This is a genomic window from Virgisporangium aurantiacum, from assembly GCF_016863635.1.
Classification (GTDB): domain Bacteria; phylum Actinomycetota; class Actinomycetes; order Mycobacteriales; family Micromonosporaceae; genus Virgisporangium; species Virgisporangium aurantiacum.
In genome coordinates this window covers 1-16,350 of sequence record NZ_BOPG01000111.1, presented here as the reverse complement: position 1 = coordinate 16,350, position 16,350 = coordinate 1, and the positions used below count along the sequence as shown (strand labels likewise).

Annotated in this window: 15 protein-coding genes; 5 read left to right on the top strand and 10 right to left on the bottom strand. The window is 70.8% G+C overall.

The genetic code is table 11. The features are described 5' to 3' along the window. Positions 1-57: 57 nt before the first annotated feature. On the bottom strand, positions 58-1,239 hold the full coding sequence (locus Vau01_RS58495) for an MFS transporter (RefSeq protein WP_204012295.1): 1,182 nt from the start codon (positions 1,237-1,239) through the stop codon (positions 58-60). Between the two features lie 293 nt (positions 1,240-1,532). Here Vau01_RS58495 and Vau01_RS58490 point away from each other — a divergent pair, with 293 nt between their 5' ends. Next, positions 1,533-4,232, top strand: a complete 2,700-nt coding sequence (locus Vau01_RS58490; protein ID WP_204012293.1) for a winged helix-turn-helix domain-containing protein — start codon at positions 1,533-1,535, stop codon at positions 4,230-4,232. A 714-nt stretch (positions 4,233-4,946) separates the two neighbouring features. On the opposite strand, the gene Vau01_RS58485 is transcribed toward Vau01_RS58490, so the two are convergent. The 4 genes from Vau01_RS58485 to Vau01_RS58470 form a co-directional block, all read right to left on the bottom strand. After that, on the bottom strand, positions 4,947-5,528 hold the full coding sequence (locus tag Vau01_RS58485) for a dihydrofolate reductase family protein (RefSeq protein WP_204012291.1): 582 nt from the start codon (positions 5,526-5,528) through the stop codon (positions 4,947-4,949). A gap of 66 nt (positions 5,529-5,594) precedes the next feature. Then, positions 5,595-6,434 carry a helix-turn-helix domain-containing protein gene (locus Vau01_RS58480; protein ID WP_239152954.1) on the bottom strand — a complete coding sequence of 280 codons (840 nt, stop codon included), beginning with the start codon at positions 6,432-6,434 and terminating at the stop codon, positions 5,595-5,597. 92 nt (positions 6,435-6,526) lie between these two features. Next, complete coding sequence (locus Vau01_RS58475; RefSeq protein WP_204012290.1) at positions 6,527-7,831, bottom strand: hypothetical protein; 1,305 nt, start codon at positions 7,829-7,831, stop codon at positions 6,527-6,529. Then, a complete protein-coding gene (locus Vau01_RS58470; protein WP_239152952.1) occupies positions 7,828-8,334 on the bottom strand; it encodes a SigE family RNA polymerase sigma factor in 507 nt (168 codons plus the stop codon). Before Vau01_RS58470 ends, Vau01_RS58475 begins: the two co-directional genes overlap by 4 nt. 145 nt (positions 8,335-8,479) lie before the next feature. Between Vau01_RS58470 and Vau01_RS58465 the strand changes: the two genes are divergently transcribed. The 4 genes from Vau01_RS58465 (at position 8,480) to Vau01_RS58450 (ending at position 12,455) form a co-directional block, all read left to right on the top strand. Continuing rightward, a complete protein-coding gene (locus Vau01_RS58465) occupies positions 8,480-10,330 on the top strand; it encodes a S8 family serine peptidase (RefSeq protein WP_204012287.1) in 1,851 nt (616 codons plus the stop codon). Positions 10,331-10,446: 116 nt separating this feature from the next. Beyond that, positions 10,447-11,724, top strand: a complete 1,278-nt coding sequence (locus Vau01_RS58460; RefSeq protein ID WP_204012285.1) for a hypothetical protein — start codon at positions 10,447-10,449, stop codon at positions 11,722-11,724. A 204-nt stretch (positions 11,725-11,928) separates the two neighbouring features. Further along, entirely contained in the window at positions 11,929-12,099 is a 171-nt protein-coding gene (locus tag Vau01_RS58455) for a hypothetical protein (protein ID WP_204012283.1), read from the top strand. Continuing rightward, entirely contained in the window at positions 12,096-12,455 is a 360-nt protein-coding gene (locus tag Vau01_RS58450; protein ID WP_204012280.1) for a hypothetical protein, read from the top strand. Before Vau01_RS58455 ends, Vau01_RS58450 begins: the two co-directional genes overlap by 4 nt. 188 nt (positions 12,456-12,643) lie before the next feature. Here Vau01_RS58450 and Vau01_RS58445 read toward each other — a convergent pair whose 3' ends face one another. From Vau01_RS58445 to Vau01_RS58425, 5 genes are all read right to left on the bottom strand, one after another. Next, positions 12,644-13,153: an NUDIX domain-containing protein gene (locus Vau01_RS58445; RefSeq protein ID WP_204012277.1), complete on the bottom strand. Its 510-nt coding sequence runs from the start codon at positions 13,151-13,153 to the stop codon at positions 12,644-12,646. A gap of 101 nt (positions 13,154-13,254) precedes the next feature. Continuing rightward, positions 13,255-13,668: a S24/S26 family peptidase gene (locus tag Vau01_RS58440; protein ID WP_204012275.1), complete on the bottom strand. Its 414-nt coding sequence runs from the start codon at positions 13,666-13,668 to the stop codon at positions 13,255-13,257. 28 nt (positions 13,669-13,696) lie between these two features. Beyond that, on the bottom strand, positions 13,697-13,927 hold the full coding sequence (locus Vau01_RS58435; protein ID WP_204012273.1) for a hypothetical protein: 231 nt from the start codon (positions 13,925-13,927) through the stop codon (positions 13,697-13,699). Positions 13,928-13,969: 42 nt separating this feature from the next. Next, complete coding sequence (locus tag Vau01_RS58430) at positions 13,970-15,841, bottom strand: ABC transporter ATP-binding protein (RefSeq protein ID WP_204012270.1); 1,872 nt, start codon at positions 15,839-15,841, stop codon at positions 13,970-13,972. A gap of 2 nt (positions 15,842-15,843) precedes the next feature. Continuing rightward, positions 15,844-16,350: TlpA family protein disulfide reductase (locus Vau01_RS58425; RefSeq protein WP_204012268.1), on the bottom strand; the 507-nt coding region annotated here is incomplete at its 5' end.

Below are 16,350 nucleotides of genomic sequence, written 5' to 3'. Positions count from 1 at the left end.
GCTGACACAGAGATCACACGCCGAGGCCCTGCCGGCGGCCCGACCGGCCCAGTTCCGTCACGCGGCCGGCTGTCTGGTTCCGGTGATCGCGGTGCGCACGGCGACCGCGGCGACAGCGGCAAGCAGGCACAGGGCCGATGTGTAGCCGCCGTACCGGCCGAGTGAGTACGCCATCAGCAACGGCGCCGCGAATCCGGCCAACCCGGCGACGCCCGTGACGACGCCGCCGACGCGACCGATGATCTCGGGTGGCGTGACCGCGGCGACCTGCGCCAGTACGGCCCCGCTCGCGATTCCGAGTGCCACCGCCAGCGCCGGCAGCACGACGGTCGCCACCAGCGGGAGCGGCGGCGTGAACGCCTGCATTCCGGTAGCGCCGACCAGCACCGCCAGCGCGGCGACCAGCGGCCGTCGCGGCGAGAAGCGATCCGACAGCCAGCCGCCGACGGGGCGCATGAGCACGACCAGGATCACGAACCCGGCCATCGCGTAGCCCGTGCGGCTCAGTGCGAGGTTGTAGACGTTTGTCAGATAGACCGGCAGGTACGCCGAGAACGTCACGTACAGGGCGGAGCTGACCGCGTTCCACAGGGTTGCCCGGCGGGTGATCGGCAACCGCAGCGCGGTCGCCAACCTGCCGCCAGATTTCTGGACGGGTGACGGCTCCCGCGGAGGGTCCCGAACCTTCACGACGACGAGCACCGCGAACAGGCCCAGCGCCAACACGGGCGCCACGAATGGGGCCGCGATGCCGTATGCCTCCACCAGCCGGACCGTGGTCAGCCCCCCTACCGCGCCTCCAACCAATCCTGTGCCCAGCACCCCGAGGGCCAGCCCACGACGGCCGCCGGCGAACCCGGCACTCACGAACGGCACCCCGACCGCGAAGTTCGTGCCCGCGACGCCCAGGAGGGCCGCCCCGAACAACAGGCCCGCCGCGGATCGGTCCACAACCGTTGCCAGAAACAGCAGCGCCCCGATCGTCACCGCGGTGACCAGCAGGAACGCGAATCGCGAGCCGAGCCGGTCGGTCAGCGCACCGACCGGGACCCGCCCCAGGGCACCGACGACCACCGGCACCGAGACCACCATCGCCTGCTGGATCGCGGTCAGGCCCAGGAGGCCGCGCAGCAGCGGCGCCAGCGGCGCCAGCAACGCCCACGCCCACGCACTGATCAGGTACCCCACGGTGGCGATGGCGAGAATCGACGGGCCATGCCGCCCCGTTGGCGCGCGCATCATGCGTCCTGGTTGCATCCCGATCCCCGTCGGACACGGTGGCCCCCGCGTGGCCATCGGTAAACATCATTTCATTGACTGGGATGCTCCGGCGCGTGGTGGTGGCCGAGCGGCCGATGGCGCCGCTGAAGATGGTTGCCTCACGGATGTTTTCGTGTTTCGCTGACGCCGGGCGACCCGCACCGACGAAACGCGGCTGAGGAGTCGCGAGATCAGGCGGGTCCGTAGGCAGCGGCTGCGTGGTCGCGGTCACACGGCGGGTTTGGGTGGTGCCGTTGGATGGCGGTCGCGCGATGAGCGGCCAGGCCGGCGCCGTCGACATGGCGCCGGGCACGGTTGCCGTGCCACGCGGCGGTCCCGGCCCACTGGCGTCGTTGCTCGCCGCCAAGACGGCGCGACCGTTGCTGGTGCGCGGCGGCGTCGATCGACAGCGCCTGTTCGACCTGCTCGACACGGCAATCCTCAATCCGGTGACGGTCGTCCGCGCGGGTGCCGGCTGGGGCAAGACCATCCTGGTTTCGGCGTGGGCGCGGACCAGGCCCGGCCCGGTCGCCTGGCTCAGCCTCGACCGGCACGACAACGATCCGCAGATCTTCTGGGCGTACGTCGTCGCCGCGCTGCGGAGAGCCGGAGCCGTGACCTCGGACAACCCGCTCGCCGAGATGCGCTCGGTCCCCCGCGACGAGCGGGAACGCGGTCTGCGGATCGCCGCCGGGCTCAGTCGGCTATCGGACAAGACGGTGCTGGTGTTCGACGACTTCCACGCAATCGACGACCGGCAGGTCCTCGACGAGGTGGACGACCTGCTCCGGCATCCGTCGTCGATCCCGCTCGTCCTGATCAGCCGAACCGAGCCGCCACTGGCGCTGAACCGGCTGCGCGCGGCCGACCAGGTCGCGGAGATCCGGGCCCACGACCTGGCCTTCACCGGCAACGAGGCCGCAGCACTGGTCAGCCGCCACGGGCTCACCCTCAGCCCGGACGAGGTGACCCTGCTGGTCGACCGGACCGACGGCTGGGCCGTGGGTCTGCACCTGGGGGCCGCATTCCTCGCCAGCGACCAGGGCGCCCGCTCGGTCGCCGACTTCGTCGGTGACACCCGCGCCGTCGAGGGCTACCTCAACGACGAGGTCCTCGCGGGCCGCCCGCCACGGCAGCGCCGGTTCCTGCTGGAGACCAGCATCTGCGAACATCTGTGCGCCGGCCTGGCCAACGCGATCACCACCGGCAGCGACGGCCAACGGATGCTCGAGGAAATGGAGCGCGACAGCGGCTTCGTCGTCCGGCTGGGCCCCAAGCCGCTCTGGTTCCGCCATCACCACCTGCTGCGCGACATGCTGGGGCACCGCCTGACCCTGGAGATGCCGTCCGACGTGCCCGAACTGCACCGGCGGGCGTCCCGGTGGTACGTCGACAACAACTTGCTCATCGAGGCACTGACGCACGCAGTTCAGGCCCGGGACTGGCCGTATGTTGGTCGCCTGGTCACCACGCGGGCCGCGCTGCTCATCCTCACCCCCCAGCGAGCGGCCCTCGTCAGGATCCTCCAGCAGGTGCCCCGGGAGCAGCTCACCTCGACGCCGGACCTGATGATGTGCGACCTCCTGCAGATCTTCGCGGCCGGCAACTACGACGCTGTCCCGGCCCGGGTCGCCCGGATCCGGGAACTGCTGAGGGACCAACCGGACGCCAGCCGCGACCCGGCCGAGATTCTGCTGCTGACCCTCCAGGCGGGGGCGGACCGGGTGGTCGGTGACCTGCCCGCGCTCGTCGCGGTGGCGAACGACATGCTCGCCGTTCTCGCCGGATCCCCGTTCCACGACACTGCGGCGTTCGCCCAGTACCGGGCGATCGCCCACGGCGCCACGGGGACGGCCCTGTTGTGGACGGGCCGGCCGGACGCCGCCGCCCGTGACCTGCGGGCGGCGTCCGGCGCGGCCATGGCGGCCGGCATGGAGCTGCCCGGGATCAGCGCCACCGGTCACCTCGCCCTCCTCGAAGTGATGCACGGGTCGGTGCGGGCCGCAGCCGAACTCGCCGGCAGTGCCCGGAAACTGGCCGAACGGCGGGCCTGGGGGTACACGTTGCAGGCCGTGCCCGCGCACTTCGCGCAGGCGCTCGTAAACATCGAGGGCAACGACCTCACCGCGGCCGAAGAAGCCCTGCAACAGGGCCAGCGGGCTCACGAAAGCGATCCGGAAGCCGCCCAACGGCTGGTCATGCTCGGTGTGCGGGCGCGGTTGGCGCTCGCACACGGCCAGCCGACGAGAGCCCGCTCCCTGCTGGCCGAAGCACGCCGCGACCGCGGTGCGCGGGTCTTCGTCCCCGCCCTCGACCATTGGCTGAACCTGCTCGACGCCGAGGTCGATCTCGCCACCGGTCGGCCCGAACTGGTGGAACAGCGTCACGCCGAGGTCCGGCCCGACGACGCCATCGGATCGGCCCATCGGATCTGCCTGGCGCGGGCCGCCCTCGCCCGGCGCGACCTTCGCCGCGCGGAGGAGCTGTTGACGACGGAACCGACCGAGCTGCCGGAGACGGTCGCCACCGTGGCGGCCGGTATCGTCGGCGCCCTCGTGGCCGACGCACGCGGCCACACCACCCGGGCGGTCGATCTCCTCGCCGACGCCGTCAGCCTGGCCGAAAGCGAAGGCATCCGCCGACCGTTCGTCGCCATGTCCGGCGGCCGGCTCATCGACCTCTTCGACCGGCTGCGGCTGCTCGCCTCCGACCACGCGAACCTCGCCGTGGACATCATCAACGACGTACGCGCGGCCAGCAGTCCGGCGGCCGGTACCGCCAAAGGCCTCAGTGAACGCGAAGCGGAGGTCATGCGCTACCTGCCCACCATGCTGACCGCCGCCGAGATCGCCACCGAACTACGCGTGTCGGTCAACACGGTCAAGGCACACATGAGATCCATCTACCGCAAGCTCGGCGCCGAACGGCGCAGCGAAGCCGTCGCCAACGCCCGCGACCTCGGCATCCTCTGACCGACGCGGGCTGAGCTTGTGAACGGGCCGGATCGCAAAGCTGTGTGGCCCGTCATGACCGTGCGGCAGGAGGCAGTCGTTGTGTTCGTCGGCGTCCCGGCCGTCGCATAGCTCGATGTGGACCACATCGCGGAGACGGCCGTTCCAACGCAGCCACCACTGTTGGTTGCCGCTGTGGGCGGCTACGGCGAACGCGATGTGATGGTCCGTGTGTCCGATCGCGAGCTCACACGTCAAATCCAGCCGCGCTGGTTCGACAGGGTCCGGGAGTGCGGCCAGCCTGTCGCATTCCGTCACCGTGAGGCCCGTGGTGGCGAAGCACTGTGCCGACTCGCCACGGCCATCAAGATCACGCTCAGTGCGAATGACCCTACCCATGCCGAGTCCCATCGACGGTCCGGCGTGACGGTGCCCGCTGCGCGGGGCGCCAACGACCGGCGAGGTCTGGACCGGAAGCCCGCCGGCCGTTTGGCGACCGGCAATGGCTCGCTGGACGCCCCTGACGGTACCTGGCGTTCCATCCGACGAAAAGCGGAACTCGGCCCATTTGGCGTCGACCGATCGGCAACTGTGGACCGGCGTGCGGCGCGTCGGCCATCTACACCGGCGGTGCCAACGTCTACGGGAGCGTGAGGGTCGCGCGTCGTAAATGGAGGGCGGCGGGCACGACCAACACACGGGTCGGGGTGGACTCTCGCGTACCGCCCAGATCGGTCAACGGCGCACCCGATAGCGCAGGTGAAGCACCCGGTTGGCCTGAATCACCACGTCAGGATCCTCCAACAGGTGCTGCGCGTCGACCGACCCGAAGTAGCGCTTGCCGGACCCGAACACGACGGGTACGACGTCCATGCGCACCTCGTCGACCAGGCCAGCGGCAAGCGCCTGACCGCCGACGTCACCAGCGGCGACCTCGACGATGCGGTCACCCGCGAGTTTCTGCGCCTTGGCCACGGCTGCCTCGACGCCGTCGACGAAGTGGAACGGCGCCTCGGGGTCCCAGCCCTCGGGCGCCGGCCGGTGGGTCACGACGACCACGTGGTCGATCCCGCTCGGAGGCTTCCCGTCCCAGCCGTCCGTCACGTCGAAGACGTGGCGGCCGGCGATCGTCACCCCGATCTGGTCCCAGTACGCCCGGGTGTAGTCGTAGGAAACCTGCGACACCTTCACGTAGCCGCTCTCGTCCAACGGGACGTCACCGCTGGACAACCAGTCGAACAGGGGGCCGGGCTGGTCGTTGTCGTCGGCGATGAAACCGTCCACCGACACCGACGCGTACATGACCACCTTGCCCACGGGGCTCTCCTTTGCTTTGAGGTGCCCCCAAATTAGCGTGTCGTGAGCTGTCGCTCTTGTAGGAAATCAATCGGCCGGCAGCGGCCAGCCATCGAACACGTGGCCGGGATGTTCGCGCAGGAACCGCCGCCGAACCTCGACGTACCGGGTCGGCGTGAGCCCGGTGAACGCCCGGAACTCGTGGCCGAAGTGGGCCTGGTCGAAGTAGCCGGCGCCACCGGCGAGGTCGCCCCAGTCGATCGGTCCGGCGGGGTCGATCGCGAACACGGTGGCGGCGAAGCGGTAGGTGCGGGCCAGCCGCTTCGGCGTGACGCCGATGAGCTCCTTGAACCGCTGTGCCAGATGAGTGCTGCTGACACCGGCTGCCACGCTCAGGTCGCCGATCGCCACCGCCCCGCTGGTCGCCGCGATGACGTTGCTCGTATGGCGGACCAGCCCCAGGCCGGCGGTCTCGCACAGCCGTCGCATCAGCTCCTCCTCGAGCAGCGTCAGCATCTCGTGCGGTCCGCCCGCCGTCGCCAGCCGGTCTCGCAGCTCAGCAACGGCGGGCCGGCCCCAAACCTGCTCTATCGTCACCGGCCGGTCACACAGCTCGGCCGCGGGCATCGGCAGGAACGGCGCCAGCCCCCACGGCTTGACGTGCACGCCGACGGACCGGGTCCGGAGCGGGTAGCCGAACTCCCACGCGCGGGTGGGCATGGTGACCACGCAGCCGTCGGCGTACTCGACCGTCTCGACGTCGGCGCCGGCGCGGATGCGGAACGGCGCCCCGAGGTTGACGATGAGCAACGCCGACGGCGCCGGCGGCAGCGTCAGCCGGGCGTACGGCGCCGTACCCTCCAGGTAGTAGAGGTCGTCGATCAGCCCGTCCAGCGGCGGTCGCGGCTTCCTGGACACGTACTCCACGTCCACAGCATCGCCGACGCCCGCCGGCGTCGCGCGGCGGGATGGTCCAGCCGCGCTGCCGCCACTCGTCCGTGTGGTGTCCACAACGACCACTACTTGATCTTCAGGAAGTTCAGCAGGATCACCTTTCCGTCCTGTTCCCACGCCGTGAAGTCGCGCCCGCCGCCGCGGCTGACGGGTGAGGAACTGCCGAAGACGGGGAATGTGGCGGCGCGACCGGTCGACATGTCCCACACGACGTTGTCCGAACCCTGCTGGGTCTGCTTGTACGTGTAGTAGGCCATCCGGCCGTCGCTGGTCGGGGAGATGGCCGAACCGGTCGGCAGTTCGACGTACCCGCTGCCGTCGAGCTTCTGCATGACGGGCCGGCCGGTCGCGTTGTTGCCGCCGCACCAGAGCGGGCCGCATCTCATCTCCACGACCGCGGGATTGCGGGTCCAGGCTCGACGCTCGCCGGTGGTCAGGTTCCACAGGTTGCCGTTCGCCAGTTCGCGATCGGAGGTGAACCAGCCGGCCACCGCGGCCGGGGTGAAGCCCTCGCTGCCGGGAACAAGCTCGGGTGTCCCGCCGGTCGGCCCGATCCGGTAGAAGCCGACCGTCTTCCGCTCGTCGCTCTGGCCCGGGCCATGGCGGAATCCGGGGGTCGGCAGTCGCCAGACCACGCCGCTGTGGGTGACGCTGAAGGCGTCGGCGACGTCGGTCGGCTCGTCCGCGGTCAGCGTCACGAGTTTGCGGGGACTTCCACCGGAGAGCGGAGCCGACCAGATCTCCCTCTCCTCCTTCTGGTCGCGCGTCGCGTAGGCGTACCACATGGCGTGGTCGCCGACAGTTCCGGCGTACACGTTGAAGTAGGAGCTGGTACCCGCCGACGCGTTCGGGTCGGTGAGTACGGTGACCGTGTTGCGACCCGCGTCGAAGATGGCCACCTTGGCGTCGAGGAAGCCGTTGGCCGGGAAGTCCTGGAAGTTCGCCGGCTTCGGACCGGTGAGCACGAGGTACCGGTTGTCGGGCAGCATGGCCACGATCCGGTAGATCCCGCCGTCCGGAAGCCGGTTCGGCAGGGTGGCGACCGCGTCGGGCCAGGCCTCACCCGGCGCCGTCAGGTTCGCGAAGTCGGGAAGCTTGGTCATGTCGATGTCGGGCAGCTTCGGCGGTTCGGTGCTCGCCGCCACATTGGGCACCTGATCGGTGCGGTCGACATTGCCGGCGGCGACGACAGCGGTCGCGCCCGCCGCCAACGCGAGCACAGCCGCGCAACCGGCGACCAGCACGCGCCGGCGCCGGCGACGCCGCACGCGACGGTGCACGGCGACGAAGAACTCCGGATCCGGTTCCACGGCAGCGAGCACTTCGGCCTCCAACGTGGTGGCCAGGCTCCGTTCCAACGGCGTCGTCATTCTCGTTCTCCGATAGGTAGAGCGGAGCGGTCGTTCCACCGCTCCCGCAACTTCTCCAGTCCCCGGAATGCCTGGCTGCGCACGGTGCCCCGGGACACGCCGAGCACCTCGGCGATCTCGTCGTCGGAGCGCTGCTCGTAGTACCGCAGCACCAGGACCGCGCGCTGCCGGGGCGGCAGCGTCGCCAACGTCTGCCACAGGCCGTGATGCCCGTCGACGCCGGCGAGGCCGGTGTCGGTGTACGGCACGTCGGGAACCGTGCCGACCAGGCGTTCGCGTCGCCGTCGGCGCCACCAGCTCACGTGCAGGCGCGCCATCGTGGTGCGGACGTACCCCTCGGGGTCGCTCCTGTTCCGCACCCGGTTCCATGCCACACCGAGCCTGGCCAGTGCCTCCTGCACCAGGTCAGCGGCGTCGTGCTGGCTTCCGGTCAACGCGTAGCCGTAACGGAGCAGGCCCGTCGTCCGCGCACGGACGAACGCATCGAAGTCGTTCCATTCCACCATGCCTCCTCTCGATCCAGGGACGCACCAACGGCTCCGACCGTTGCACCGAGATTCGCGCCGAATGGCGTGCAGCAGACGGCGGCCTTTCACGCGTCGTGGGGTGGGAGGAGTCGTCCCCCCGACCGACCCGACTGGAGAGCGAATGAGACCCCGAAGTCGCACGGTAGCCGTCCTGCTCGTCGCCATTCTGCTCGCGGCGACCACGCCGGCAACAGCCGCAACGGCCACCACGGCCACCACGGCAGTCGCGGCGAGGAAAGAGCCTGGTGCCGGCCCGATGACCGTCACACTCGTCACCGGTGACAAGGTCACCGTCTTCGACGCCGACCGTTTCACCGTCCGGCCCGGCGCCGGCCGCAACGGCATCCGTTTCATCACCACCCGCAGCGACGGCCACCTGCGCGTGATCCCCACCGACGTGCTCCCGCTGCTGAAAGCCGGCACGGTCGACACACGCCTGTTCGATGTCACCACGTTGTTGAACTTCAGATACGACGACCGGCGGACCGACCTGCCGCTGATCGTCACCGGCCCGGCCGGCACGGCCCGGTCGGCCCCCGCCGGCGCCGCCGGCGTGCGTGCGGTTCCCGGCGGCCGGGCGCTGCGGCTCGCGAAGAAGGACATCGGTTCGGCCTGGCAGAGCCTGTCGGCGGGCGTGCGCGCGGAAGGCACGGCCCGGGGTGGTCAGGCTTCGAAGATCTGGTTGGACGGCGTGCGTACGCCGCTGCTCACCAGAAGCGTCCCGCAGATCGGCGCCCCGGCGGCGTGGACGGCCGGCTACGACGGCTCCGGCGTCACGGTCGCCGTGCTCGACACCGGTGTCGACGCCGGCCACCCCGACCTCGCCGGCCGGGTCGCCGTGACCGGGAACTTCACCGACGAACCCGACGCTCTCGACCGTTACGGCCACGGCACCCATGTGGCGGCCACGGTCGCCGGCACCGGTGCGGCACCCGGCGGGTACAAGGGCGTGGCGCCCGGCGCCGCGCTGATGGCGGGAAAGGTCTGCGACCAGTACGGTTTCTGCTCCGACTCGTCGGTCCTCGCCGGTATGCAGTGGGCGGCCGAGGGCGGCGCGCGGGTCGTCAACCTGAGCTTCGGCAGTACCGACATCCCGGGGGAGGATCCCCTCGAAGCGGCCATCGACCGGCTGACGGCCGAGTACGGCACGCTCTTCGTGGTCTCCGCCGGCAACGACGGCAGGGACGACAGCGTCACCTCACCGGGCAGCGCCGACTCCGCGTTGACCGTCGGCGCGGTCGACGGATCCGACGTCCTCGCGGAGTTCTCCAGCCGCGGACCACGGGCCGGCGACTCCGCGGTGAAACCCGACATCACCGCACCCGGTGTCGAGATCACCGCGGCGCTCAGTCGTGACGCCGGCGGCCCGGCCGGCATGACGCACGTAGCCATGTCGGGCACCTCGATGGCCGCTCCGCACGTGGCCGGCGCGGCGGCGATCCTCGCCCAGCAGCACCCGACCTGGCGGGCCGGCGACCTCAAGGCGGCCCTGATGGGATCGGCGAAGACGAACCCGGACAACGCGCCGTTCGCGCAGGGCGCCGGCCGGGTCGACGTCGCGCGTGCCATCACGCAGACGGTCACCGCCAGCCCGGCCGGCGTCAGCTTCGGCCTCCAGGCGTGGCCGCACGGCGACGACACACCGGACGCCCGGACCATCTCCTACCGCAACGGCGGCACCGTCGACGTCACCCTCGCGCTGAGCCTCACCGGCGGCGCACCGGCCGGCCTGTTCGCCCTGTCGCGGGCGTCGGTCACGGTTCCCGCCGGCGGCACCGCCACCGTGACGCTGACCGCCGACACCCGGGCCGACGTGCCCGACGCCCGGTACGGCGGGTACGTGGTGGCGAAGGCCGGCGACGCGCGGGTCGTCACCCCGTTCGCGGTCGACAAGGAGACGGAGCACTACGACCTGACCGTCAACCGGCTCGACCGGCCGGCCAGCCGACCACCGACGGGTTCCTCCTGCTGATCGATCTCGCCACCGGCGAGCCCTTCCCCTTCTACTCGCAGGACACGACCCGGCTCCGACTGCCGAAGGCCAGCTATCTCGCGATCGCCTCCGGTGGCAACGCCGAGGAATCCTGGGTGGTGGTCGACGCGAAGATCTCCCTCGACCGGCCGACGACCGTCACGCTCGACGCGCGGGTCGCCAAGCCGGTATCGCTGACACCACCGGCCGCCGACGCCGCCGCGGTGCTCAGCGTCGCGAATCTGGACGTCAACATCCCCGTTCACAGCCATACCTTCCAGGTGCTGCGGTTCGGCACCTTCGACGGGGTGCACCTGGGCCAGTCGGATCCGGCCGAGCGGGAGCCGTTGCTGACAACATCGTTCCTCAGCCAGTGGATCAAGGGACCGATCGGGGAACAACCGACCAGCCCGTACGTCTACAACCTGGCCGAGTCCGTCGCAGACCGGGTCCCGGCCGGGTTCGTCAAGCGGTACACCGACCGCGATCTCGGCCGGCTCGACGCGACGTACGCCGGCCAGGGGCCGACCCCCGGCTTCATCTCCACGCAGCCGACGATCGCCGAACGTGGCGTCGGTCTCCCGGCGGCACTGCTGCCGGTCACGCTGCCGGGCAAGCGCACCGAGTACTACACCCCGAACTTCTCCTGGCGGCGCTCCCTGTACGAGGGCGACCTCTACGAGGCAGCGGTGACCTGGCAGGAGTCCTCGCCGATCCGGTTCACGGCGGGTCGCGCCACGTCCGAGCGGATCAATTCGGCGGTCTTCGGACCGGGCTTCGGCATCGGCTTCATCGCCCGGGGACAGGGCCAGCTCGGGATCTATCCGTCGCTGTACTCGCCGGCGGGAGCCTGGAGCGGAATGTCGTCGACCGCGACCGGGCGCATCGTCGTCGAACGCGCCGGCACGGTGATCCACGACCAACCGGGCATCGCCGCCAACGTCACCGGACTACCGGCCGAAGAGGCACCGTTCCGGATCAAGGTCGACCTTGACCGGGGCGCGCCGAGCCGGCTGTCGACCCACATCAGCGCCGAATGGACGTTCCGCTCCGGCGCACCGACGGGCACCGCCGCGACGCTGTTGCCGCTGTCGGCCGTGCGGTTCGCGCCACCGCTGTCCGACACGAACACCGCACCGGCCGGAAAATCCTGGGTGGTACCGGTATCCGTGCAGCAACAGCCCGGCTCGACCGCCAAACCGGTGAAGACGCTCACCGTCGACGTGTCGTACGACGACGGCCGGACGTGGCGAAACGCTCCGGTGCTGCGGGCCGGTGTCGTCGTGCTGCAACACCCGGCGGCGGCCGGGTTCGTGTCGCTGCGAGCAACGTCGACCGACACGGCCGGCAACACCGTCAAGCAGACGATCATCCGCGCGTACCAGATCGTCTGAGCCGATGCCGGTGCCGCCGCACGGAAGTCCGTGCGGCGGCACCGGCCGGCGTGCGGGTGAATCCGGGGAGACAGCGCTCGCGGCACGCTCCTCGACTCATGCCCGGAACGACCGCGCCCGACGGTCGTCAACTACGCCAGCAGGTCCTGTCAGCTGGATCGCTCGGGGTGGAACGCGCGTTCGATTGGTCGGTATCCTGTGGGCATGGATGAGCGACCGGAGCACCCGGTCACCATGGTCACGGCGACCGATGAGGAGCGCGCGCTGGCGCGTGAGCACTTCCGCCGCAACGTGTCCGAGGCTGAGTCCCGGATGACGCCGGAAAAGCGGGCCAAGGCGCTCGCCATTTTCGGTATCGACGCCTCGACGGCGTGAGCCTGCTGGTCCTCGACACCTCGGCCATCGTCGCGTACGCCGAGGGGTCGATCCACGTCGGCGAGCCGATCTCCGAGGTCCGCGACGAGGGCGGCCTGGTGGTTGTCCCGGTCGTGTGCCTCGTGGAGGCGGCCCGGAAGGTCGGCGACGAGATGCTCCGCGTTCTGGTCGACGGCAGCGACGTCGCGCCGTTGGTCTGGGAGCGGTGGGCGGCCGTGGCGTCCGGTGTGCGGGTGCTCGAACGGCTGGATCTGGCAGTGGCGCTGCTGGAGGCGAGCACCCGGCGTGGCTTCGTGCTGACCGGCGAGCCGGACGCGTATGGCGACCCGGGCGCGGACTTCGTCATCCCGATCTGATCGCCTCGGCGCTCGTGTGCGGCCGCGCGGCGATGCCGGCCGGAGGCCGCCAGCAGCCGCAGCGCGGGTCGGTGCGCCGTAATGATCCCGTCGTCGCCAGGGTGGGGTTGGGCCGAGGTGACGAGCGCGTTCACCGTGTCCTCCGTGCTTCCGAGATGGCTCCGGGCAGCACGCAGGTGCTGCCGGGTTCAGTGAAGGTCGGTGGGGGGCCTGCCGTGGTGCAGGTAGGCGGTGCCGCCAGTGGCCAGCGCGTTGATGCATGCCTGGACGCGGCGCACCATGTGCGGCAGGAGCAGCTGCGACCATTCGTCGGGCGCAGCGAACCGCCAGCCGGTCAGCTCCGCTGGTGGCAGGAGCAGCTGTGTGCGGGCCTGCTCTTCGCTGAGTTCGCCGCCGTCGAAGACGTAGTTGCTCAAGGCTGGCCGGCCGTCGGGCTGGGGCGGTACCCAGTCCACGGCCAGCAGCCGGCCCGGATTCAGGGTGATGCCGAGTTCCTCTTTCGCCTCCCGGCATGCGGCGTCCCATGGGTATTCGCCGTTGTCGAGTGCGCCGCCGGGGATCTCCCACGTGTCGTTGCGGTAGGCGGGCTTGACGAGTAGTACCCGACCGGCCGGGTCGTGCAGGATCACTCCCGCGCCGTTGATGCTCTTGGGCAGGGAGGCGTAGTACTGGTCGGGCGGCAGCTGGCCTGAACTCATGACCGGCGACCATAGCCAAGTCCGTCGAGCGGTGCAGGCTCACCGCCGGTCCGGCTCGATCGGGGGATGCTGCGCGCCGACGCCCTGCGCGCGCTTGGCAGTCAGGACGCGGGACGCCCGCGGCCGGCGGCCGGACGGAGCCTGCGAACGACCACGCCGACGACCGCGTCGGCCGGTACCGGTCCGAACGTGCGCGAGTCGGTACTGTCGTCGGCCTCGCCGAGAAGGAACACCCGCCCGGGCGGGACCACCGTCCCGTCCGGACCGACCTCACCGGCCCGGGCGGCGAGGCGCTTCACGACTCGCCGCCCGGGGACGAGGGCCTCGGAAAGGCAGGCGACCACCACCGCGCCCCGGCGCGGCGGCGCGAGAACACGGCGGACGACCAGGAGACGATCGCCGTGCGGGTACACGGGGGACATGCTGTCCCCCTTGACCGTCACGATGAACAGCCCGGCGCGCGCCGCGACGACCGCGGCCGCCGTCAGCCCGATCGCGAGGAGCGCGGTCGACACGTGGTCGCCAAGCCGCGGGAGACGCTCGTCAGCACTTGCCGGAGAAGCTGAGGTAGCAGCCGCCGGAGGGGTTGTTCGGCGTTCTCGGACAGCTGCGCTGCCAGAACGTGCTCGACCCGATCAGGCAGCACTCCCAGTCGCTGCAGCCCAGGAAGGCGTTGCAGCGGTTCGCACAGCCGGCCTTGTACGCCCACGCGTCGGCCTTCGGCACGATCAGCGACAGTGCCCGGTCGGCGAGGTCCCCGATGAGTGTGGTCATGACGATCCTTCCTTCTGTGTGGGTTCGTGTGTTCTCCGGGGATCAGTAGGGTTCTGCGGCCCGCACCACCTCCGTCTCCGTCTCCGCGTCAGTGGTCCGGTAGCCGCCGGCCTGGAGGGTGAACAGGTTGGCGTAGCGGCCGCCGGTGGTCATGAGCTGGGCGTGCGTGCCCTGCTCGACCACGCGACCGGCGGCGAGAACGACGATCGTGTCGGCCTCCCGCACGGCGCTGAGCCGGTGCGAGACCAGCAGGCTGGTGCGGCCGGCGCGGTGGCGGGCGAGCCGCCGGTGCAACCACTGCTCGGCCTCGGCGTCCAAACCGGCGGTGGGCTCGTCGAGGATCAGCAGGTCGCGGTTGCCGCGCATGAGCGTGCGCGCCAGCGCCAACCGCTGCCACTGGCCTCCGGACAGCAGGACACCGGCCTCGTCGTCATCGTCGTCCGGCTGGAAGGTCCGACTCAACAACGTGTCGTAGTCGCGGGGCAGAGTGGCGATGTGTTCGTGGATGCCGGCGTCGTGCGCGGCCCGTTCCACGCGGCGGCGGTCGTGCAGGGCGGGCAGGTCGCCGAGCCCGATGTTCTCGGCGACGCTCAGGTCGTAGGTCATGAAGTCCTGGAACAGCACGCCGATCCGCTCGCGCAGCTCGTCGACGGGCAGATCGCGGATGTCGACGCCGTCCCACAGGATCGCTCCGCGGGTGGGGTCGTAGAACCGGCACAGGAGCTTGATCAGGGTGCTCTTGCCGGCGCCGTTGAGCCCGACGAGCGCCACGGTCCCGCCGGCCGGAATCGTCATGCTCGTTCCGCGTAAAACCCACGGGTGGTCGTCGTGGTAGCGGAACCAGACGTCGCGGACCTCGATCCGGGACGGCGCGGAGGACGGCCGCACGGCGTCCACCCGCGCGGGAAGGTCGTCGGGAAGACCCATGACGTGCTGGTGGTGGCCGAACATCAGCAGGGCCTGATGCATCCCGGCGATGCCGCCGACCAGCGCCGCCAGTGCCGCCTGGGCACCGCCGACCGCGGCGACGAAGGCCGACACATCACCGGCGGTGAACCGGCCGGCGGCGGCCGCGCGGACCGCCCAGATCAGACCGGCGCCGGCCACGACGCCGCCCAGCAGGCCCAGCGCCGCCTGCACCCGCGCGACCCGCCACTCGAACCGCCGTTCGCCGTCGTGGATGCGGTCGAGCGCGCCCAGCAACCGCGTCTGCAGGAACGATCCGAGACCGAACAGCCGGACCTCCTTCGCGGCCCGGACGTCGGTCATCAACGCCTTGTAGAACACGTACCGGCGGTTGGTCGGGGAGAGCGCCAGCGCCATGCCGATGTGCTGCCGCGACAACAGCGCCTGGGCCATCAGGGCGGGCACCGCGGCAACCACGAGGACCACGGCCATCACCGGGCTCAGCACGAACAGGGCGCAGAGCAGGCTGACCAGGGTGAGGAAGCTGCGGACCACCGAGAACAGTCCGGTGGTGGCCGGCGTGAGAACGGAACCGGTGGCCAGCGTGGCCATCCGCAACCCGTCCAGAAAGTCGGGGTTCTCGAAGCGGGACAGCCCGGCGAACGACACGACCTTCTCCCCCAGCCGCCGCTGGACGTGCCGGTCCACCCGCCGGACCAGTTCCGCGTCGAGCAGCACCGACAGGTGCGGCTCGACGGCACCGACCAGTGCGACCGCCACGAGCAGCACCGACCACCACACCAGCGCGCCGGCCGGTTGGCCGCTCGCGATGGCGTCGATCACGCGCTTCGTCGACCACACGGCACCGAGCGGAAGGAGGCTCGTGGCGAGCGCCGTCGCGAGCAACCCGAGGTACATCCGCGGGCCGGCCCTCAGGCACAGCAGCGACAGCTCGGCCAGCCGGACGAGGCCTACGGGCAGGCGCGCACCGGTTCGACGGGCGGACATGCTCAGTGCCGGGCGGCTTCGGCGGTGGTCATCCGGGACAGGTGCGTCTCCGCCCGCACCACGACGCCGTCGGCGTCCAGTTCGAGGAAGGTCGGGAACACGGTGACCGCGAACGTCTCGGCCAGCGCGTCCGCCGCCCGACCGGCCACGACCGTCGACACGTCCGCCAGAGTGGCGATCATCTCGGCGGCGTCCCGGTGGGGACCGGTCACCAGCGACAGGGCGACGGCGTCTGTGTCACGTGCCCAGGCGGCGAAGTCGGGAAGCTGGTCGTGGCACGGCCCACATCCGACCCGGAGGACCGCGATCAGCACCCGCGCACCCGCGACGGTCCGCGTCGACACCGGCGTGCCGTCGACGGCGCGTACCGAGAATTCGGGGAGCGGCCGACCGGTGAACGTCGCGGAGTATCCGGGGCCGTCGTTCATGTTGAAGTCGGGAAGTTCGGCCAGCCGCGCCGAGTGCTCCCGCAGCCGCCGCAGGACGGCGAACGTCATCAACATGTCCAG